Annotated in this window: 13 protein-coding genes and 1 pseudogene; 8 read left to right on the plus strand and 6 right to left on the minus strand. The window is 68.7% G+C overall.

The annotated features are described in order from the left end of the window. Positions 1 to 1,127: 1,127 nt before the first annotated feature. A complete protein-coding gene (locus tag AC3IX6_RS00005; RefSeq protein ID WP_489368072.1) occupies positions 1,128 to 1,718 on the plus strand; it encodes a hypothetical protein in 591 nt (196 codons plus the stop codon). A 343-nt stretch (positions 1,719 to 2,061) separates the two neighbouring features. Then, positions 2,062 to 2,505, plus strand: coding sequence for a hypothetical protein (locus tag AC3IX6_RS00010; RefSeq protein WP_489368073.1), 444 nt, complete (start codon positions 2,062 to 2,064; stop codon positions 2,503 to 2,505). A gap of 14 nt (positions 2,506 to 2,519) precedes the next feature. Here AC3IX6_RS00010 and AC3IX6_RS00015 read toward each other — a convergent pair whose 3' ends face one another. Continuing rightward, entirely contained in the window at positions 2,520 to 2,819 is a 300-nt protein-coding gene (locus tag AC3IX6_RS00015) for a hypothetical protein (protein WP_489368074.1), read from the minus strand. Positions 2,820 to 3,132: 313 nt separating this feature from the next. On the opposite strand from AC3IX6_RS00015, the gene AC3IX6_RS00020 reads away from it, so the two are divergent. Then, positions 3,133 to 3,840: a zinc-ribbon domain-containing protein gene (locus AC3IX6_RS00020; RefSeq protein ID WP_489368075.1), complete on the plus strand. Its 708-nt coding sequence runs from the start codon at positions 3,133 to 3,135 to the stop codon at positions 3,838 to 3,840. A gap of 560 nt (positions 3,841 to 4,400) precedes the next feature. Here the strand turns inward: AC3IX6_RS00020 and AC3IX6_RS00025 are convergent. Then, positions 4,401 to 4,946: a hypothetical protein gene (locus AC3IX6_RS00025; RefSeq protein WP_489368076.1), complete on the minus strand. Its 546-nt coding sequence runs from the start codon at positions 4,944 to 4,946 to the stop codon at positions 4,401 to 4,403. Next, positions 4,943 to 8,929, minus strand: a complete 3,987-nt coding sequence (locus tag AC3IX6_RS00030; protein ID WP_489371697.1) for a polymorphic toxin-type HINT domain-containing protein — start codon at positions 8,927 to 8,929, stop codon at positions 4,943 to 4,945. The genes AC3IX6_RS00025 and AC3IX6_RS00030 overlap by 4 nt, the downstream gene beginning before the upstream one ends. A gap of 493 nt (positions 8,930 to 9,422) precedes the next feature. Here AC3IX6_RS00030 and AC3IX6_RS00035 point away from each other — a divergent pair, with 493 nt between their 5' ends. From AC3IX6_RS00035 to AC3IX6_RS00050, 4 genes are all read left to right on the plus strand, one after another. Next, positions 9,423 to 9,941, plus strand: a complete 519-nt coding sequence (locus AC3IX6_RS00035) for a hypothetical protein (protein WP_489368077.1) — start codon at positions 9,423 to 9,425, stop codon at positions 9,939 to 9,941. An 82-nt stretch (positions 9,942 to 10,023) separates the two neighbouring features. Next, positions 10,024 to 11,685, plus strand: coding sequence for a S1 family peptidase (locus AC3IX6_RS00040; protein WP_489368078.1), 1,662 nt, complete (start codon positions 10,024 to 10,026; stop codon positions 11,683 to 11,685). 309 nt (positions 11,686 to 11,994) lie between these two features. Then, positions 11,995 to 12,654: a DUF4328 domain-containing protein gene (locus tag AC3IX6_RS00045; protein ID WP_489368079.1), complete on the plus strand. Its 660-nt coding sequence runs from the start codon at positions 11,995 to 11,997 to the stop codon at positions 12,652 to 12,654. Positions 12,655 to 12,765: 111 nt separating this feature from the next. Beyond that, positions 12,766 to 13,077 carry a hypothetical protein gene (locus AC3IX6_RS00050; protein WP_489368080.1) on the plus strand — a complete coding sequence of 104 codons (312 nt, stop codon included), beginning with the start codon at positions 12,766 to 12,768 and terminating at the stop codon, positions 13,075 to 13,077. Between the two features lie 642 nt (positions 13,078 to 13,719). Here the strand turns inward: AC3IX6_RS00050 and AC3IX6_RS00055 are convergent. After that, on the minus strand, positions 13,720 to 16,821 hold the full coding sequence (locus tag AC3IX6_RS00055; protein WP_489368081.1) for a hypothetical protein: 3,102 nt from the start codon (positions 16,819 to 16,821) through the stop codon (positions 13,720 to 13,722). 602 nt (positions 16,822 to 17,423) lie between these two features. Next, entirely contained in the window at positions 17,424 to 18,962 is a 1,539-nt protein-coding gene (locus AC3IX6_RS00060; RefSeq protein WP_489368082.1) for a helix-turn-helix domain-containing protein, read from the minus strand. A 344-nt stretch (positions 18,963 to 19,306) separates the two neighbouring features. Between AC3IX6_RS00060 and AC3IX6_RS00065 the strand changes: the two genes are divergently transcribed. Continuing rightward, positions 19,307 to 20,026: a DUF4232 domain-containing protein gene (locus AC3IX6_RS00065; protein WP_489368083.1), complete on the plus strand. Its 720-nt coding sequence runs from the start codon at positions 19,307 to 19,309 to the stop codon at positions 20,024 to 20,026. 154 nt (positions 20,027 to 20,180) lie between these two features. Here AC3IX6_RS00065 and AC3IX6_RS00070 read toward each other — a convergent pair. After that, a pseudogene (locus tag AC3IX6_RS00070) lies at positions 20,181 to 20,406 on the minus strand (contact-dependent growth inhibition system immunity protein); the annotation flags it as partial. Positions 20,407 to 20,442 lie beyond the last annotated feature (36 nt).

A 20,442-nucleotide genomic window follows, 5' to 3' on the forward strand; every position in this document is an offset into this window, starting at 1 on the left:
CGGACCTGGTTCCGCTGCGCTCCACCAGAATGAGGCCGGCTTCGCCGGCCTCAGGGATCCCGCGCTCCGCGCGGGAGGCGACCCCGTTTCACGGGGTCCGGGCCTACGGCCCGGTAAGCGAGTCCGCTCCGCTCCCTCGCCTGTGGCTCAGGCAGCATCCCGTCGATCGGGGTCCGCGTTCTGTGCAGCTGCATGCCTGTCCCGGCCACGCCTCTCAATCCCGGCGAAAAACCGCGCCACGCCACGGTTCACCGCGGGCTGGATGAGCTCAGACGCCGCGCCGAGGGCCAGGGTGCCACCTGCAAGCATTCCCCAGAAGGCCACGTTTCCAAGGCCCTTCGTCTCGGCGTCACCGTAGCAGTGGGTTCCCACGAGATACCCGCAGACACCGACTGCGGCGCCCAGGAGAAGTAGCGACCACCACAAACCTCGGCGATCTCGCCGCGTACCCGCCACTCTCATCAGCCCCCTGCGTTCAGCTACCCAGCCCTAGCCCTGAGGACCGTACGGGAACGCGATCCTACGCGGGCACGGTTCGGTCCCTCCCGCCCGAGGAATCAGGCAGATCGACCAGGTGGTGGTGGCGCCGAGCTGGTCGGCTTCGTCGGCTCAGGGCTCCCGCGCGCCGCGCGGGAGGTGACTCCGTTTCACTGGGTCCGGGCCTACGGCCCGTTGGGCGTCCGCTTCGCTCCCACCCTCAGTCCTTCCGGCTCCGCCTCCAGGACCACAGCCCGCTCCGCAGGCTGCCAGCAGCAACAAAGCAGACTGGCGCTAAGGTGCGTTCAAACGCACCTTAGCCGCCTTTAACGTGCGTTCAGAGTCACCTTAGGGCCCGCTGCGCGGGCGGCTGGCAACAGGGAGTCCGGTCGGGTTCACGAAGACATCGGTCGCATGCCACGCGTACGGCTGGGGCCCACACTGCTTCTTGACCCGACCGGCATAACTGAGGTCCCGTACACCCCCCAGCCTCCCAGAAACCTCCCCGCATAACCAGTCTGCTTCAAAATGAGAGCCAGATAGATACGGGAATGATCGGGTTAGTGCGGATGTCAAGTATCTATATAGATACAGAGGACCGGCTGCGCGGAGCGGGTTCTGGGCCCCATCTCCCAGGGGAGGATGGACTCATGGCACACCTCATGGTCGTAGCGGTCTCCCCCGCTGACCTTGACCGGCTCGACGCCCTGGTCCAAGAACAGCAGACCGCCGAGACCCGCTGGCAGGCCGGCGCCGAACAGGACGCGAACCTCCTCGCGCTGCGCGGGCCCGCACTCCGCGCGGCCCGCACGCGGATCCGCGCCGAACGCGACCGACTCCGCGAGACCGGCCAGCACCGCGTCAGCAGGCTCCACGCACTCGCCCCCGCGCTCCGCACCGAACTCGAACACCGCGGCCTGCTACGGAAGTGGGACCCAATCCCCCAAGGCGCCCAGAGGGCCGGACAGACCCTAGGAGGCACCGGACCCCACTCGGGTACCGGGCTCACCGCCCGGCTCGTCGTGAGCCTCTCAGAGGCCCTCTGGACACCCCTCCACCGCGGGGTCTACTGGACCAACCAACCCCACGTCCAAGCCCTGGAAACCTGGAAGGACGTGTGGCCCACCGGAACCGCCGCACCACCCGAAGCACACACCGAACGCACCCGGATCGCAACCCGCATCACCACCACCGGACACATCCTGCGCACCGCACTCCACCACACCCTCCACGGACGCTGAAGAACCGGGCGCCGCAGGGATGCGCGCGGCCCCGTACAGCGCACCGGAGCCGTGCGGTGGGCTACTGCGGGACGCTCACGGCGCAGTCCGGCCCGCGGGCCGGTCACGGCGGTACAGCTCGATGGTCGCCTCGCGATTTGCAGCGCTAGCGCTGCTTTCGGGTGACTCGCTCGGCCGGGATGTCTACGGTGCCGAGCCGGGCGGGAGTCCCCGAGGATGGCCCCGTGCCCCGTTCGCGGGGCATTTCCCGAAACTCCCCTCCACGCACCGCACGGCCCTGGGAACGTGGCTCCATGAACACCACCACCGGCCCTCGCCCGGCCGCCGAGCAGCGGGCGCAGCCGTGGTGAGGGCAGGCCGCTCGCGGGTCTGGCTGCTCGCCGGGAAGGTACGGATCCGGGCCGACAAGGTCACCGCGGTCACCCCGGCCGACGGAAGCCTCCACCTCGATGTCACCGGCCACCCCGGCGGGCTGATCCTCCAGTTCCCGCCCGGCGCGGAGCGCATGGACCGCAGGGGCCAGCCGATCGACTGGGCGGACGAACTCCTTCGTGTCATCGAGCAGGCCGCAGCCGAGCCGGTCGGCACCCTCATCACGTTCACGGCCGACAACGACGTCCACGCCGCCGGCTTCACCGCCCGCGCACTCACCGGCGACGAGCGGGCCGTCATCCAACCGCCGCTGCACCCGGTGCCCGACATCATGCCCCCACGCCCCATCCCCGACTCATGGGCCCGCCCAATCCCCTCTGCCGGCAGGAAGCCGGGGCCGCGCGCGCCCCGCTGAGCCTGCCCCGGGGTCTACAGGTTTACCTCGATGTAGTCGATGTCGGTGAACTCCACCAGGACGCCCTGAGCACGGGCACCGTTTGTCCTTGAAGTACGCCTCTTGGAGTCCTTCCGCGGCCATCGCCTGAAGCTGCGCTTCGGACGCGTCGGCGTCCTGCGCGGCGAGCAGCCGGGCCGCGAGTTCGAAGGTGCGCGATCCGGCCGGCGCATCCGGCCGTCGCCCGACGTGCCGGTGGCCGCGATGAAACCGAACCGGACACGGGTCTCGATGACCAGACCCGTCTGCTTCGCGGCCCGCTCCCTGGCGCGCATGCGCACCAGAGGATGCCACCGGCGCCGCACTTCGACCCGACCGCAAGCCCCTGCAAGGGCCGCTTTCTCCCCACTCCCCCGCAGTCAAGGCGGCAACCGCCATTCTCAATACGTCTGCGGGACTCTCATCCAACCTGCTGCACCACAGGTCAAAAACCCCTGGCGCCGAAAACAGCCCATGCCCGACCGCCTCATCGACTCGCAGGGTCACAGGTCAGAGAGGCAGCCTGTCAGCGGCCACACCGCAACAAGAACGAGAACGCACACACAGGTCTGCGACGCCTCCCCCGGAATGACAGCGACCCTTGAACGGATGCGGATCGACGCCCGCATTGAGGAACGCAACGTCCTGCACAACCTCCGCGCCCCGCGGGTCGAGCTCATCGGCGACCGGCGCGACCTCAGCCTGGCCCTGGAGTACGTCTACGAGGCCGCCGGTGCACCCTCACGGGGTGAGATCCAGGCCGAGTGCGGAAACCGCCACGCGCTCCCCCTGAGCACCATCGGCCGGATCATCTCCCGCAAGACCACGCCGATCGACGAGCAGCAGCTGCTCGCCTTCATCCACGGCTGCGGAGTCCTGGGGCAGGACGAAGCCTGGAAGGCCGCCTGGAAGAAGGTCTCCAGCTTCACCAGTCCCGAGCCCGAGATGCACTCGGAGAGCTACATCGGGAGTCTGGCGGCCGAACTGACCGCAAGCGCGGTCGACGGGATCTGGTCGAGCATGCTTCACAGCTACCGGGCCGACACCAAGCGCTCTCCGAAAAGGGGGGCACGCTTGCGCTCGGGCGGACCATTCCTTCGCCCCCTCGCCGCCAGCCATCCGCACCTCGCCCAGCAGTGGGACGCCAGAAACCCCGTGAGCCCCTACGAGGTAACGGCCACCAGCAACCGTCCGGTGATCTGGCACTGCGACGTGAGCGGGCACCGGTATACCGCCTCCGTCCGCAACCGCGTCGCTAAGGGCAGCGGCTGCCCCGCCTGCTCCCGACTGCACTCCAAGCCCTACAAGACCCGCTAGCCGGCGTACTCCCCGCCGCCACCGCCACGAACCACTCCGACGAGCGCGGGGCCCTCCATCGAATCTGGTGGAGGGCCCCGCGCCAGGCTGGGTCCGAAAGCTGATGTTAGGGGGTCAGGACGCCCGGTCGAAGGCCAGCGTCGTGTTCGGGCAACCGGCTGCGGACCTCAGCAGCGCCTCACGCTCGGCCTGATCCACCGCCAGAGCCCACCGATGCTTGGTCGCCACCCACTCGCCCCGACTGCTGGGCGATCCAGAGTAGGACGGAGGGGACCCTCACCACCGAGGAAGGCCGAACCATGGCCGCGGAAGACCCGCGGGCGACCCCCTGCGATGCGTGCGACGCCCACAAAACCTTGGGCGGCATCAACTCGCTCATTCACACACGGCCAGTTGGGAGCACGTCGCATCCACACTGACGAGCGGCGCCAACGGGTCGACGGCCCCCCACACCGGCATCGCCAAGACCGAACAAACGAAACGGCCCGACGGAGGAACCGACGGACCGTAACGACATTTCGAGGCTAGTTTCCCGCCGCTTGAGATTCCTTGCTACTTACTCACGGGAGCGATGGCAGAATTTCCCACCACGTCTTCAAACGGGGGTCCAAATCTGCTGTCGAAATCAGCCGCGAGATCTCCAACCCGGGAGAAAGAAGATCTTTTGCAGCTCTCATAGAGCGAATGCAGGATATGTCTCGAGTGCGCCAATCTACGGACAGAATCCGAGCCTCCTCGGCCGACACGGGAAGCTCCAGGAGAAGGATTTCGATCAATTGATACGGATCGAGAATTCCCCACCTGCCGTCCGGTCGGGCCTTCTGTAGAAGGACAAGGGAGAGATTTAGGCGGCGCACCACACTCTCGTGATGGTCAATCGCTCCCGAGGCCACGGCCGTTTCAAGAGCGTACGCGTATGCCGCCGCATACGTCTCCCAATTCTCGGCTGCATCGGTGTTGAAACCATCGGCCATGTTCATCGTAATTAGCTCGACGACACCCAGCCACTCCTGCGGCTCAAGATCACCCTGAGGAGGGTTACGTGAAGACAACACATCGGAAAGTGATCTCAAATCGAGAGACACAAGGCTTTCGAAGCCACTCACCAGAACTCAACCCCAGCTTCCGAGAATGCACCCCTGCCGACTTCGAGGCTTTCAATCGAAGGCCGGAAATGGCCACTATGGTTGTTAATTTCCAAACCAAAGTAGCCGTCCCGCGCAGAGCCCGCAACACTAGCCTCACCAGCCGCCCGAACCGGTGCTCCCCTACTCAAAACGGAATGATGGATTTCTTGACCCTGCACGAATTTTGGCACGACCACCAGACTTCCATCCTCCAGGACTGCCCATTTTATCTGTCCGGTATCAATGACAGCATCGAATTCAGGAGATCCGGGCCTGACGGGTGCGACTCCGAACCTCTCAGCCACCGCGAGCTCCGCAGCAAGTTTATCCGGCATTTGATTAGGGAACAGGCACTGACTGTTATGTACCAGAATCGGCGTGTTGCCGGCCAGTACATAATAGGTATGCAGGTCAGCCACGCTCAGGTTGTATGTCCGTACATGCTGATCGTAAGTGCGGTTTGCCGTTATGCGCGCCGCTCCACCGCTACTGGTTACGAGATCATCGCCTGGTAGAAGCTCACGAGCCGCAAGCCACTGCATAGACGAGCGGCTCCAGAAGGGGTGTTCGAAGGTCGCTGTTAGATTCGCAGAACCCGCCGATGTCTCTATCGTGAGCTCGTTGAACCGCCTATCCTTCTCTGTGACGATCTTCTGAGTTACCTTCTTGGGAGCCGTAGCCCCCGACAGAGGGTCCCCAGCAGTTACTTCGTCACCTTCCTGGATTTCTTCAATGTTTCGAGTGGAGCCATCCCCCATGAGTACCTTGGTGCCCGCGGGGAAGCACTCACACCCCACCCTGAGGGCGTCAGCTAGACGCCCTGCCATGTAGCGGGCAATTCGCATCTTATTCGACATTGACGTGTCTGCGGCGAGATCAAGACACGCTTGGAGATCTCTCTTCTCGAAACAGTTGTAGAAGTTACTAAGACCGAGACCTTGTTGCACAATTTTTTCGGTCAAGGGGCCGAGATTGTCGGCTATCTCGAAGAAGAGCATGCAACCTGGCCCCTTCTTCCAGCATTCGACAGCACCTTGCTGTTCAGGCTTGCACCCCAGGCCAGCAATATTGCATTTGTACAGATGGCGGGCCTGAGGACCGGGCTCGTTGGCCTTCCGGCGGGCTTCGGCCCAAAGGTCGGCCTGATGCTCGCGAGCTTCTACGAAGGCTGCTTCGGCGACCTTGCCTGCCGCCACAGCATCGTTGTTCGCGGCGAGATAGTTCTCACGAGCCTTTGCCGCCGATGCCCACGCCGTCTCTGCAGACGAACGGGCAGATCTGGCTGAAATGCTTGCGTCTGCTGCGGACGTTGAGGCGTTCTGGGCGGACTGGATGGCTTGGCTTGCGGCCGCGCGGGCTGTCTTCGCGGATGCGGCGGCTTTGGCGGCGGAGGCTTCGGCGTCCTTGGCGGACTTGGCGGCCTGTTCCTTGTACCGGTTGGCATCAGCGGCTGAGTCTGAGGCCTGCAGGGCGTAGCCCTTGGCTTCGGCTTCGGCCTTGCGTGCGATGGCGGCTACTTCGTTGGCTTCTGCGGCGTCCTGTTGTGCGGTGGCTGCGATGCGGGCGCCTTCGGCAATGAGTTGCTGGACGCGTTGTTGGTGGGTGAGCGAGAGGAGGTCTGCGCGCTGTGCGGCGTGCTGGCCGGCTTGGATGAAGGTGTGGAGTTTGTCGGTGGGGCCGTCGAGGGCGATGCGGGCGGCGGATTTGAGTTCGGGTCCGCCGCTGTCGACGAGTTGGGCTGAACGGATGCGCTCGTCCTGGATGCGGGCGGCGTCGTATCCGGTGCGGATGAAGGCGATGTACTTGTCGAGGTTGCCGGAGGCCAGGGCTGCGTTGCCGGCTTCGGTGGTGTTGGGGCCGGCGTCAGCGATGAGCTGGGCGATGTGGACGCGGAATTCTTCCTTTCCGGCCTGGTACTGGCCGGTGGTCAGGAAGGCGGTCACGGCTGCGGCGTCGCCCTTGAGGGCCTGCTCGGCGGCTGTACGGACCGGCGCAAGAGGGCTCTCCCAGGCCAGGTACTCGACCTGGGTGCGCTGGTCCTGCTGGTCGGCTTTGGTCCATCCGGTGCGGATGTAGGCGGTGATCTCGGTGTCGTTGCCGGCGAGGGCGATTTCGGCTGCGACCTTGCTCCAGTCGCCGCGGATCTTCGCCGTCTGCAGTGCGGCCTTGCGGGCCCGGACGGCGATCGCCTTGACGTCGGCGTCGGGCTTGGCTGCGTCCGTGGCCAGCTGCTTGGCTTCGGCTTCCAGGGCCGTGGACTGCTGGGCCCTCTGGGCTGCGGCAGCCTTCTGCTCGTCTTCGCGTGTCTTGAGGTCGCGTGCCTTGGCGAGCCCGGCGTTGGTGCGGCCCAGGAGTTCCTCGGCCTCGATCTCGCGTGCGATCACGTAGACGTTCTTGATCTTGTCTACTGCCGCTGACGCGGCGATGGCGGCGTCCGTGGCCGCCTTCGCATGGGCAGTGGACTGGGCCGCGGCTATGGCCGCTTCGCCTGCGTGCTTGGCTGCTTCATCGGCCGCGATGGCGGCTTTCTCCGCGTGGTCGGCGGCCGAGTTCGCGGCGTCGCGTGCTTCGCGGGCGGCGGTGGCTGCCTTGCGGGCCAGGCGTGCGGCTTCTCCGGCGGCGCGCTTGGCCTCGTTCGCGTGGCGGCGGGCCTCCGCGGCGGCGGTGCGGGCCTGTGCGGAACTCACGCCGGCCCTGTCCGCGGAGTCGCTCGCGGAGGTGGCGGCGTCTGCGGAGATGAGGGCGTTCTCTCCGGCGCCGATGGCCGCCTCTGCGGCGTCACCGGCGGCGTTCGCGGAGCGCTCGGCCTGCTCGGCGACCTTTGCCACCTCGCGGACGGCCTTCACTGCGGCGCGGGCTTCCTCGGCGGCCAGGCGGGCATCGCCTGCCTTGGTCGCGTCGGTTGCCGCGTCCGCCGCGGCGTTGCGTGCGCGCGTGGCAGCCCTGCCCGCGCTGGCAGCCGCGTCGGCGGCCTGCGCGGCGGCGTTCGAGGCGAGTCGGGCAGCGCCGGCGGCCGCGCGTGCGGAGCCGATGGCCTTCTGGGCTGCAGCGGCGGCCCCGCGGGTTGCTTCTGCCGCGCGGCCGGCAGCGGCGGCTGCGCGTACGGAATCGGTGCGTGCCTCTTCGGTTTCCTTCGCGGCCAGTTGGGCGGCGTCCTTCGCGTCCTGGGCGGACTTGACGGCGCGGGCGGAGGATTCCTTGGCTGCTTCGGTCTCCGCGGCGGCCTGTCGGCCGGACTCCTTCACCTGCTCGAGGAGCTGGGCGATGGTGGCGTGTTCCTGGTCCCGGGCCCGGGCCACGTGCTGTCCGACGTCGAGGAAGTCGCGGATGTCGTCGGCGGTCCCGCGCAGGGCGAGTCTGCCGGCGTCGCGGATGTTGGGTCCGCCGATGCTCAGGATCTGGGCGAGCTGGATCCGTTCGTCCTGGTCCCGCTCGGTGTACTGCCCCTCATCAAGGAACGCCTTGATGACCGCCGGTGTTCCGTTCTGGAGGGCGGCGGCGCCCTTTGCCTTCACGTTGGGGGTCGCGTTGGAAATGATCTGGGCGACCTTGACCCTCTGGTCCTGCTCGTAAGGGGCCTTCCAGCCCTCGTCCAGGAAGGCCTTCATCGCGGCAGGCGTGTTGGCTGCGAGCGCCTTGCTGGCTGCGTCCTGTGTGCCCGACCCGCCCATGCTGGCTACCTGCGCGACGGCCAGCCGGTCCTCCTGGAAGGCAATGGTCGCAACCTGCTCGAGGAAGGCCTTCACCTGGGCATCCGTGCCGGTCAGGGCAACTTCCGCCGCGGCCTTGACCCCAGGGCTACCGGCCTTCCAGAAGTCGACGACCCGGCCGCGCTCGGTCGGGGGGATCACATAGCCAGGCAGGTCACCGGCAGGGGCCTCGGCTGCCGCGGCCACGGGGGCGGCGCCCAGAAGCCCTGCGACCAGCGCGAGCGGCAGCGTGCAGCGGCCCCAGGCCCGCATCACGCCGCGCGCCCTTCCGGGCGGTCTGCGGCGGGGCAGTGTTCGTATCAAAGTCAACTCGTCTCATCATCCGGGCACTCGGCGCACGGGTGGTCATCTCAGGCAGGGGCACGGCGTTCTCACGTCACGCCAGAACGGGCAGTAATAGCGAATGGGAATGAGACAAGGAGAGTTCCATTCCCGCCACATGTGCCCACCAGGGAGGCCTCACCCGGTGCGGGAATCCTGCCATACGGTCTGAAGGTCTTTCAGGCTGGGCTCTCGGCACCGTGCTTGAACTGCACTGATGGTCCATGAATCCGCATAGATGTCCACATTGAATCTCACCCGAGCCTGGTGATCATCGTCACTTTAAACTTGATTGACAATGGTTCAGATCGAAGCGATTTTTGCTATTGCATCTTTACTTGGTGTTTAGGCGTTGGGCTCCAGCCCCAATCGCCCGATTTGTTCGCGGCCGCCTTTGGGGCCGCCTTCGGAAGGACCCCGCCCGGTGCTCACCCGCGCCCGCAAACTGACCCTCGCCACGGTGCTCTTCTCCGTGCTCGCCGCCTTCGGCGCCTACACCGCCACCGCATCGGCCAGCACACCTGCCGCCGTACCGGCAGCTGCCGAGCCCCCGATGCCCTTCGCGGTCGAGGACTTCTCCTACCCCAACGCCGAACAGATCCTTGCCACTGAGGGAATCAAGCTGATCCGCGGCGACGGACTGATCCTCCTTGCCGAGTGCGACAACGCCAAGGAGCAGATCCGCGTGCACTCCTACGCGGATGAGACGGCAAACCGGAAGGGGACGTACTGCTTCACCGCGCACGCCTCCACCGGGTACCTCACTCTCGAGCTCGCACGCGTCTTCGGCATCGACGCCGATGACCACCCGGTGAGCGCCGACCTGCGCGCCGGAAGCGCCACCTCCACCGTCAACGTCGCCGAGGACGGTTACCAGAGCGTTGGTGAGGGCCTGATCGGCGGTGCCCAAAGCGTCCTGGTCGAGCTTCGCGTTACCGGCTGACCCAGGCCATCAGGCCCCCTGCGGCACCACGGCCGCAGAGGTCTGCCGCCCGCACTTCTCGAAGAACGACGCTAGGAAGACCATGACGCACATACGTCCGCGCACCCGCTGGATCGCGGCCGCCCTGACCATCGCAGGCGCCACCGCTCTCACACCCTCTGGCGCCGCCCTGGCCGCCATCGGCACCCCCGCCGCCGCCGGGCAGTACACCAATGTCGTCAGGCTCAGCATCGGAGACGAAGCCAAGAGTCGTGCCTGCTCGGCCGTGCTCGTCGACGCGAGCTGGGTTCTGAGTGCGACCAGCTGCTTCGCGAAGACTTCCGGTGCGGCGGTCGTGGCGGGGAAGCCGGAGCTGAAGACCACAGCCAAGATCGGTGTGAGCACCAGTACGTTCGATGTCGTCAGCATCGTGCCCCACGGCAACCGCGATGTCGTGCTCGCGAAGCTGTCCCGGCCCGTTACGAGCAGCAGCATCACCCCCATCAAGCTCGCCGCTGCGCAGCCCGCCGTGAATGCTGCGCTGACTGCCGCCGGGTTCGGCCGGACGAAGGCCGACTGGGTGCCCGGGAAGGTTCACACCGCCGCGTACAGCGCCACCTCCGCCGACACCACCACCCTCGCTATCGCCAGCAAGGGTACCGACGCCATCTGCCAGGGCGACTCCGGCGGCCCGCTGGTCAACAGCGCGGGCGAGCTGGTCGGCATCAGCAGCCGGTCCTGGCAGGGCGGCTGCCTGGGCACCCCCGCCACGGAAACCCGCACCGGTGCAATCGCCTCGCGTACGGACGACCTCGTGGGCTGGGTGAAGCAGGAGATCCTGGCTCAGACGAACGGCTGGAAGACGGGCACCGTCATCCAGACCGGTGTGGGCATCTACCAGGGGATGCGGCTCTCGGACGGGTCCTGGACGGCGTTCACCGACATCGAGTCCAGGGCCAGTGAGATCGGGGCCATCAAGAACGCCGCCGTGACCGCCGGTGGCGTCGGCAGTGACACCCATGTCATCGCGGTGGGTGGCATCGATGCCAACGCCGGCCACCTGTACCACACCGTCCGCTCCATCGACGGGACCTGGACCGACTTCGGCGACATCAACACGGTCGTCAGCACCCCGGCCGACATCACCGACGTCTCCACCGTCTCCATCGGCAACGACCTCCACGTCCTGGCCGTCGCGGGCGGCAAGGTCTTCCACACCATGCGCAAGGCCGACGGCAACTGGACCCAGTTCGGCGAGGTCGCAGCCGCCGCAGGCCCGATCGGCACCGTGAGCGCCGTCGCCACCGCCAGCGTCGCCGGCCAGCTCCAGGTCGCGGCCGTCAGCGGCGGCAAGGCCTTCCACACCATCCGCAACACCGCAGGCAACTGGAGCAAGTGGGGTGACGTCGCGCAGGCCGCCAACGCGACCGGTCCCATCAACTACATCGCGATGGCCGGCGTCGGCGAAGACGCCCACATCGTCACCTCCACCGACAGCGGCGCCAACCAGTACCACGCCATGCGCAAGGCCAACGGCACCTGGGACCCCTTCACCTCCCTGACCGGCGTCTTCGGCTCGATCACCACCCGCTCCGTCAGCGCCACCCACGTCGACGGTGAGCTGCATGTCGCGGTCGTCACCACCGCCAACCAGCCTCTGCACACCATCCGCCACGCAAACAAGACCTGGGCGCCGACCACACCGGTGCCTCTGACCGGCATCAAGGGCAACACCGGCAACATCACCATCACCGGCACCCTGTAGGAAAACCGGCCCCGCAGTACCGGTCCGGGGTCGCACCTCCCCATGGGGAGGTGCGACCCCGGACCCGACGGGCCGGCAGGACGGGGAAACCCGTCCGCTATCCCCGCGGCAGTGCGAGGGCCGCCGCCGAGGATGCCCGCGCCTCAGCCGGCCCTCTTCTTCTTCTCAGGTCAGACGTTCAGTTTCCCGTGGGGGTAGCTCTTCATGTCCTTCAGCCCGCCCGACTCACCACCGCCCGCGGACCCGGCCGCAGGCCCCGCACACCAGCCGATCCCTGGGTATCCGCAACCGGGTTGGAACCCTCCGCCCGTGACGCCCCGACCGCCTCGCGGACTGTCCATCGCCACGATCGTGCTGCTCTCGGTCTCCGCCGCGTACGCCCTGTCCCTCATCGGCATCGGCCTCTACGTCCGCTCAGTACTGGACAGCGGTGAGTATCCCGACGCGGGCACCGCGGACAGCTTCACCCTGCCGGACGCGCTCATGGCCTTGGCCGCCCTCGTGCAGACTCCGCTCCTCCTGGCTACGGCGGCCGTCTTCATCACCTGGTTCTACCTCGCCCACAAGACCGCCAAGGTCTTCAGGCCCGACACGGCAACCCGGGCGAGCGGCTGGGCCATCGGCGGCTGGTTCATCCCCTTCGGAAACCTGGTCATCCCCGTCCGCGTCGCCAGAGAGACCTGGCACGCGAGCCGCCAACTCGCACCCAACGGCGCCGACCAGCCCACCTCGACCTCCTTCATCACCTGGTGGTGGCTGATGTGGCTCCTGTCCCTCCTCGCCGACCGCGTATACGGAGCCGTGTACGAGAGCGCCAACGACGCGGCCGGCCTCTCCGCGACGGGCACCGCCGCCGCAGTACAAGGTGCGCTGTCGCTCGTGGCCGCCCTCCTGGCCATCCGCTTCGTTCACCGGCTAGCCGCCCTTCAAACCCTCCGAGCAGCAACGGGACCCTACGCACCCGCGTAGAGCCGTGCCCGAGGCGGGGTCACTCTGCGATGAGTACCTGATCCATATCCCCGTGGTGCTCCTCTGCCGACGTAGACCGGGTCCATGTAGCTTCAGGACCAGGGGGATGAGATGAACTTCGACGAGAACGAACCGCAGTTTGTTCGAGAGGAGCGCTTCGCCGCAGAACGGGCCGAACGCAGAGAGGCACGCAAGGCTGCGTCGCTCGACTCGCGGGGAGCCCACCTCGGCGTGGCAATCGTGACCATCGCCCTGGTCCTGCTCAGCTGGAACGGGAAGCTGGTCGCTCTGGGCATCGTCGGCGGAGTCTTTCTGCTCTGGTTCTCCGCAGTCCTCGCATGGGCCTACGCCGACGGGGACCACGGCCGACACGCACTCCAGCGCGCGTACAACGTCACTTTCGGATGGGGTGACGGGTTCTGAGAACCAAGGCCACACCAGAGGGGGCATTTTGACGTTCGAGGTGTTGACATCTGCTCTGGCCCGGGATGGCTCCATCAGCGGGCCCGCGGCCTTGGCCGCTCTGCTGTCGGGTGCGCGGTGGGACGTCCCTTCGAATACGGCCTCGGCCCGCACGTTCTGGGCGATCTGGTGCGACCGGCTGGACGTGCTGGTGGAGACCGGAGAATTTGATCCGGTCCGGCTGGAGAGCCTGGCTCAGGCTGTGGACGGGCTCCACGATGTAGGAGACACGCGGGTGTACAACCTGAACCGAGGCGGCCAGGTCTTCCGGAGTACCTGGTCCTGATCCATCCGTAAGAACGTTGGCAGTCGCGTCGCGGTGGTGACCGCGTTCAGTCGCACGTGTGTTCGCGAGAGGCCGGCTGAAGGGCGGGAGGGGAACCTCCGTGTCCGGCGGGGCCGCCTCCGGTGGTGTCGCGATCCCGGTCATCACGCGTCTTCTCCCCCTCGGCGCAGCCCGGCGAGCGTAGAAGGGCGGCCGAGCTCCGCGCAGACGAACCCTCCATCCGGGCCGCGGGGGCGGCGGCCTGAGGATGTCTCGACGGAAAAGCCCCCGGTGCGGCCATCCGGCCGCCCCAGGGGCTTTTCCGTTGAGCGGGCAGGTCAGCCCGCGACCGCCCCGGTGGCAAGGCTCGACGCGGTGCCGGACATGTGGCCGGTCCGGTAGGCCGTCACCCTCAGGGTGATCCGCTTTCCGAGCTGGGCACTGGTCAAGGTGAACGTGGTCCCGGTCGCACCGGTGATCAGCTTCCCGTCCGCGTACCACCGGTAGGCGTACGAGGTGGGTGCCGGGGTCCACGTCCCGCGGCTCGCGGTCAGCACACTGCCGACCTTGGCCGTTCCCGTGACCGAGGGGGCCTTCGTCGCCTTGGGCGCGGCTCCCTTGACGAGCACGGCCGCGCTGGTGGCCTTCGCCGCCGGGTGCCCGGCCTTGCGTGCGGTCACGACCAGGGTGAGCTGCTTGCCCTGAAGCGCCGCCGGCAGGGTGTACGAGGCGGTCGTGGCACCGGCGATCGCGGCTCCGTCCGCCTGCCACTGGTAGGCGTAGGAGTCGGCGACGGGCGACCAGGTGCCGGTCGTCGCCGTCACCGTGCCACCGACGACCGCAGTGCCGGTGACGGTGGGGGCGGCGGTGGAGCGGATCGGAGCGACTACGGTCACCGAGCCCATGCCGTACTGCATGCCGTGCGCGAACACGCTCACGGACATCGGACCGAGCGGGGCCTTCGTCAGGTCCATGACGACCGTCATGCGACGCCTGTCGGGAGTGACGGAGGTGTTCGTCGAGCGGACCTGGAAGCTGCCGCTGGTCAACTGGACCGCGCCGTCCTCGCGCAGTGCGCTGCCCGTGACGGTCATGGTGACCTTGCCCCGGCCGACCGTGGACGGACCCACCGTGGCGACGGTCCGCTCGTCGGGACCGCAGAGGTACATGGCGCACGTCGCGTCGACCCGTACCACCGTGGAGGCCTGTGCGGGCTTCTCCGGCAGACCGATCACCAGCGTGCTGGGCCGGGGTCCCCTCGGGGAGACGTTCGGGAGGGTGCAGGTGTGCCCCTCACAGCCGTCCTTCAGGGTCGACCGGTCGTACATCCAGGGTGTCGGCGTCTGATCGACGGGCCCGGCAGGCGTGAACCGCAGGGTGAAATAGTCGTCCGTGGCCGTCGGGAGTACGGCGCAGATCGCCGTCTTCTGCTCGCTGAGGGTGGCGGTCAGCGGCCCGAACCCGTAGCTGACGTTCGGGACCTTGACGCACTCGGGGGCCGGGCCGGCCGCCGTGCCGATGCGCAGTGCGTCCAGCCGGTAGGCCGGTGCGGCGGTCTTGCCCTCCGGGACCTGGATGAGGACCTGATAGCGGGTGGAGCCGGTGACGGCGCAGCCTGAGCTGAAGTAGTCGCAGACTCCGTCGCCGTTCGCCGTGTACCCGATGAGCCGGGCAGAGCCCTGCGCGTCACGGACGTTCAGGTGCAGGGTGTCGGCAGCGTCGGCCGTGGTCACCTGGTGGCACAGGAACGTCCCCGGCTTGGCCGGCACGCCTCCGGTGGACGGGCCGCCCACCGCCGTGGTGGCGGTCGGGACGCAGCCGCGCGCGGTGGCAGTGACGTCGAGGCGGGTCAGGGCGAACTCGGCGGGCACGTTCTGGCCCCGGACCAGGACGGTGTGCGAGGCCTTGGCCGTCAGCGCACAGGTGGAGAAGGTGCCGTAGGACGCGCTGATGGAGCAGACCGGCTTGCCCTTCTCGTCGAGGACGTCGACATGGGCGTCCGAGTCGCCCGAGACCCGCTGAATCTGGATCAGCTCGTGCGCGGAGTGGCTGTTGGCGGGAATGGTCAGGCAGTCGGCGAAGACCTCCGTGCTGGTCTTCACGCTCATCCGGGCCGGCTTCCCCGTGAAGTCGCCGGGCAGGAAGGTGCGGCAGGCGCTCGGCGCGTCCGTGCGGTGGACGACGAGGTGGTAGACGCTGGCCTTGTCGGACGGGTAGATCTTGGAGACGAGGGCGCGGTACGGGGCGGTGCCGCCCAGGACGCAGGTGCCGTCATCCAGTGTGTTCGCGCAGAAGGCGGCCCCCTTGGCGTCGAGGACGGTGATTTCCTCGTCGTGGCCGTCGTTGTCGGACAGGACGGCGACGTGGGCACCTTGGGGTAGCGGCAGGTTCAGGCAGTCGACCTCACTGGACGAGGCGAGCGTGCCCTTGTGGTCGCGCGCGAGCGTGACCCCGCTCTCGCAGCCCGTCGTCCCAGTACGGGACAGGATGCGTACGGCGACGTCGGTGACCAGCGTGTACGGGGCGCCGGCGGCGAGCGGGCAGTCCTGGCCGTTCGCGCAGACGGTGGAGCCGTCCGCCGCGTACACGGTGATGTGGGAGATCCTGCCGTCCGCATCGATGGCGTCCGCGTCGTAGCGGCCGGTCGCGGCCGGGGTGAACGTCCTGCAACCGGTCTGGGGGGCGGCCTGCGCGGGAGCGGATCCGTACGCGGTCATGGCGACGGGCACGCAGCCCGCGGGGTTCGACAGGCGCCGGACCTTCAGGGTGTACGCGGCGGGGAAACCTTCTCTGGGCTCACGAACCTCGGCCAGGACGCGGTAGCCGCCCACCCCAGCGGGCAGGACACAGTCGGCACTGTCGCAGATGCGCTTGCCGGTGCCGTCCGTGATCCAGTGGATGAACTCTCCGTACTCGGCGAGCCCGAAGTCGGCCGTGATCCGCTCACCTGGGGCAGCGGTGAACGCATGACAGACGATGCCCACCCGGTCCACGGCGAGCCCCGTGGCCGGGGCGGAGTCGTAGCCGGTACCGACGACGGCCGGACATCCGGAAGCGGCCATCAGCGGGACGACGGCGACCCGGATTTCCATGGGCACCCAGGAACTGTTGCCGACCGAGAGCGTGTACGTTCCGGCCGCGAGCTGGCACCAGGTGCCGTCCCTAGGGTCCCCGCAGCCGACCCGCTTCCCGCCGGAGGTGAGTGAAGTGACGGCCTCCTGGTCGGAGTCGAGGAGCCGGTGCATGCCCGGCTTCGTCACGACGACCGTAAAGCAGGCCTTGCCCTCGGGCTCGATGGTGGCGCTGCCGACCGCGCTGCCCGGATCGCCGAGGGGCGCGAGCGCGAGCGGTGCGCAGGGTTCGGCGGCCGAACCTGCCGGGACCGGCCCCCGCTCAGCGGCCTTGTCCGCGCGGACCGGGCTCGCACGGCGCTGCTGCACCGGTTCAGCCTGCGAGGCGGGTGCGGGTACGGGTACGGGTATGGACGCGGTTGCCACGCTCGTGGGAGCGGTGGCCGGCGGCGCCGCGGCGAACGCGTTCCCGGCCGGGATGACGGGCGCCAGCAGCGCCGCCAGCAGAGTGGGTATCAGCAGCCGTCTCGCGGATCTGGAGCTTGCGCGCGAACGCGCGGAGTTGAGCACTTTGTTCCCCCCGAAGCCGTGTCGCCCATGTGGACGTCCACATGGGCGTCACACTGTACGGTCAGCCGCGGACAGGCCTGGCAGGGCCACCCCTCCCGGTTGACCAGGCGAAACGCCGAGATCCGGCCAAACCGCGGCCGCTCACAGGCAGCCGAGGATGCCCGGACGACGACGCGATGAAATCAGCCGGCTGCGGACCTCGCACACGCCCTGGACGTCGCGCCCTCCGCCGGAGGCGTTCCGCGTCCTCGGTCGTGGAGGGTGTCTCCAGCCATGGCAACAACAGCGGAGCGGGTTCCCGCCCCTCGTGCTCGCCCGGATGAGCTGAGGTCGTGTGAGGTCATGCCCGCGTGCGCGGGGAGCAGGAGGCGTTCGCCTGCAGCTGGCCGGGCTGTGAGGGGTCATTCCGTGTACGGGAGCCAGGCGTTGTTGTTCTCGTTGTACCAGTAGCTGTGGCCGGTGTTCTGGGCGACCGTGCGGAACGGGCGGCCGTGGTCGTCGATGCGGGTGGTGCCCTTGCGGTCGCCACTGCTCCAGGCCAGCTCCAGGTACCAGCTGACGTCCTGACCGAGTGTGGCGGCGTCGACGTTCAGCACCTGGGGGTCGGTGGCGGAGACCTTGTACGGGAAGTCGGTCGAGGGCGTCGGCCGCTCGCCCTCCTTGCCGGGTACGGGCCTGGCCCTCGGGGAGGCGTCGTCCAGGTTCACGGCGAAGGACGCCGGCACCAGCGTGCCGCCGCAACCGGAGCCCATGGTGTACGCGTTCCAGCCGGGAGCCTTGCGGCCGCTCACGACACGGACGTACAGCGCGTGCAGGACCGTGGCCTTGTCCTCGGTGCCCTGGACGGTCAGCTGCATGCGCAGGTGCCCCGCCGGGACGGCGTCCAGGGCCCGGGCCCATCCTTCGGTCGCCTGCCCGGCGGGGGGCGGGGGGACCGTGCCGGGTGCCTTGTCCAGGGCAAACCACTGGTCGCAGGGGCTGTCCCAGTTGTCGGGCAGGACGTTGACCGTGAACGGGGCGGTGGGAGAGGCCCCCTCCTGGGCGGTGGCCGGCGAGGTGGACACGGACGTCGCCGACGGGGACGTTGCCGAGGGGGACGACGGTCCGGGGCTGGACGGGAGTGCGGAATCGGACGTGGGCGTGGGCGTGGGTGACGACGACCCGCCGGACGGCAAGGCCGGGCCCGCCGCCACCCGCTCGCGCGAGGACGGCTGGGTGGCGCCGCGGCGCGTGTCCCCGTGACCCGTGTCCCCCATGGCGGAGACGGCGGCGGCGGTCCCCACCGCGGCGGTGGCCACGGCGGCCGCCACGGCGAGCAGCAGCCGACGACGACGTCGGGCCGCCGGTACGGAGGCCCGGGCGCGACCCGGCTCGATAAGAGCGGCGGGGGCATGTGCGGGTGCCTCCGGTACAGGCGCAGGGGCGGAGGCCTCCGCCGATGCCGGTGCCGGCGCGGGAGCGGGGGTGGGCACCGGGGCAGGTGCCTCAGCAGCGGCAGTTCCGCGCGCCGGGGTGGACTCGGCCGCGGACGCCGGGGCCGGTGCGGGGTCGGTCTCCGCCTGCGGCCGGACCTGCGAAGCCTCCCCAGCCACCACCGCCGATCCAGGCGGCACCTCCGGCGTGGCGTTACCGCCCCGCGGCGCCGCGGAGTTCGCCGCCGCCGGCCCCGGGGCCTGCCCCTCCGCCACCCCCCGCCGCCGCTCCACCAGCGCCAGCAGCCACTGCCGGTGCAGTGCGACCAGTTCGTCGGCCGAGGCACCGCAGACTCGGGCGAACCGCTCCACCGGGGCGTACTCCGTGGGCACCGCCGAGCCGTTGCAATAGCGGTGCAGCGTCGAGTTGCTGGAGTGCAGACGCTTCGCGAGCGTGCCGTAGCTGCGCCCCGAGCGCTCCTTGAACCCGCGCATCAGCTCCGCGAACCGCTCCGTCTCCGTGGCCATTCCACCCTCCCCCTCATCCCGGAAGCCCGTTCCAGGCTCGCCCGATCCCCCAGGTGAGAGGGCTCGGGAGCGTTACAGGGTTCCTACTATCCCGGCCCAGACGCCACTGGAACAAAACCGGCCCCACAGTTGCGTCATCAGCCCGTCGGTCCGCCCATCGGATCGGCGGTCGGATACGGCAGTCGCAACGGGAGGGTCCCCACCCGCCCCACCGGCCGCCCTCGGCCGCCTGCAGCAGCAGCCGACCGGAACAGCAGCCCCATGTCCCACCCAACGTCTCGTCAGGCGGAAAGCGGAAAGCGAAAGCCTCCGTCTGACGACCGCACCGATACGGAGAGTTCCCCATGCGCACCTACCGACTTCGCACCACCGCCCTGGCCACCGCCACCGCCGGTCTCGCTCTGGCCCTGACCGCCTGCGGCGGCTCGGACAGCGCCGGCGGGCCGGCCGCGAACCCCGCCGCGAGCAAGAGCGCGGACAAGCAGGTCTCGACCGGGACCGTGACGCCGTCCGGGGAGGGCGCCTCCGCCGCCCCGTCCGCCGGCAAGGGCACCGGAACCGGCACGGCCGCCGCCACCCCGGCGAAGGCCGGTTCGGGCGGCAAGGGCACGGGGGACACCACCGGTGACTCCTACGCCTACACCCACCCCTGCTCGGCGCGGAACCTGACCGTCAAGGTCTCTTCCCCGGCGGGCACTCCGGCCACCGTCCGCGTCATCACCGTGACCAACAACGGTTCCACCTCCTGCGGTCTGGACTACTTCCCCACCGTCGGCTTCAGCGCCAAGGGTGCCGCGCTCGGTCTCCAGGCCACTGCCCCCGGTGGTCTGGGCGGCGCCCCGGCGTACCCGCTGCACCCCGGCGCCACCGCGTACGCGGCCGTCAACCTCAACCCGTCGGGAGGCACCGGCCCCGTGGCCGACGAGGTCAACATCCTGGCCGACAAGGAGCACATGCCGAACGCGGACGGCGTCAGCCTCCAGCTCTCCAAGCCGGGCAGCGTCGCCAACCCCAAGGTCGGCCTGTACCGCACCAACACCCGCGACGCGCTGAGCGCCTTCTGAACGGAGTTCCGGGGCCGCGGCGGCCGCGGCCCCGGCCGTCCCGCGGGGTGTGTCGCCGGGCGGGCTCACCTGTCCTCCTGTGCTAGGAAACGCTAGATAACCGCCTCGCCGAACTCAGGGCAGTCCGAGGCGAGCTCAAGCCGCCCCGCCCCGCCGCGGGCGACGGGATGTCACCCGTGCGCTTGATGTGGTCGGCGCCCAGCAGCAGCCACTGCTGGATGTCGGCCTCGGGGAGGCCGATGTCCGGTACGGGGTAGAACTCGCCGAGACGCCGGGGCAGTCGGCCGGGCGGGTTCTCCGCGTAGGTTGCGCAACATCTGTTCAGCGACCAACAGGGCCCAGGGGCGGGTGTGCCAGGTGTGGCGCAGGTAGGCGGTGAGGGTACGGCCCGTCACCCGTTCGACTCAGGGTCGTTG

It is taken from the genome of Streptomyces sp. GL_141, from assembly GCF_057834385.1.

Coding starts and splice junctions, on each gene's coding strand:
- AC3IX6_RS00060 (WP_489368082.1), bottom strand. CDS start 18,962: ATGGCCACGGAGACGGAGCGGTTCGCGGAGCTGATGCGCGGGTTCAAG.
- AC3IX6_RS00030 (WP_489371697.1), bottom strand. CDS start 8,929: ATGCGGGCCTGGGGCCGCTGCACGCTGCCGCTCGCGCTGGTCGCAGGG.
- AC3IX6_RS00020 (WP_489368075.1), top strand. CDS start 3,133: ATGCGGATCGACGCCCGCATTGAGGAACGCAACGTCCTGCACAACCTC.
- AC3IX6_RS00050 (WP_489368080.1), top strand. CDS start 12,766: ATGAACTTCGACGAGAACGAACCGCAGTTTGTTCGAGAGGAGCGCTTC.
- AC3IX6_RS00040 (WP_489368078.1), top strand. CDS start 10,024: ATGACGCACATACGTCCGCGCACCCGCTGGATCGCGGCCGCCCTGACC.
- AC3IX6_RS00065 (WP_489368083.1), top strand. CDS start 19,307: ATGCGCACCTACCGACTTCGCACCACCGCCCTGGCCACCGCCACCGCC.
- AC3IX6_RS00005 (WP_489368072.1), top strand. CDS start 1,128: ATGGCACACCTCATGGTCGTAGCGGTCTCCCCCGCTGACCTTGACCGG.
- AC3IX6_RS00015 (WP_489368074.1), bottom strand. CDS start 2,819: ATGCGCGCCAGGGAGCGGGCCGCGAAGCAGACGGGTCTGGTCATCGAG.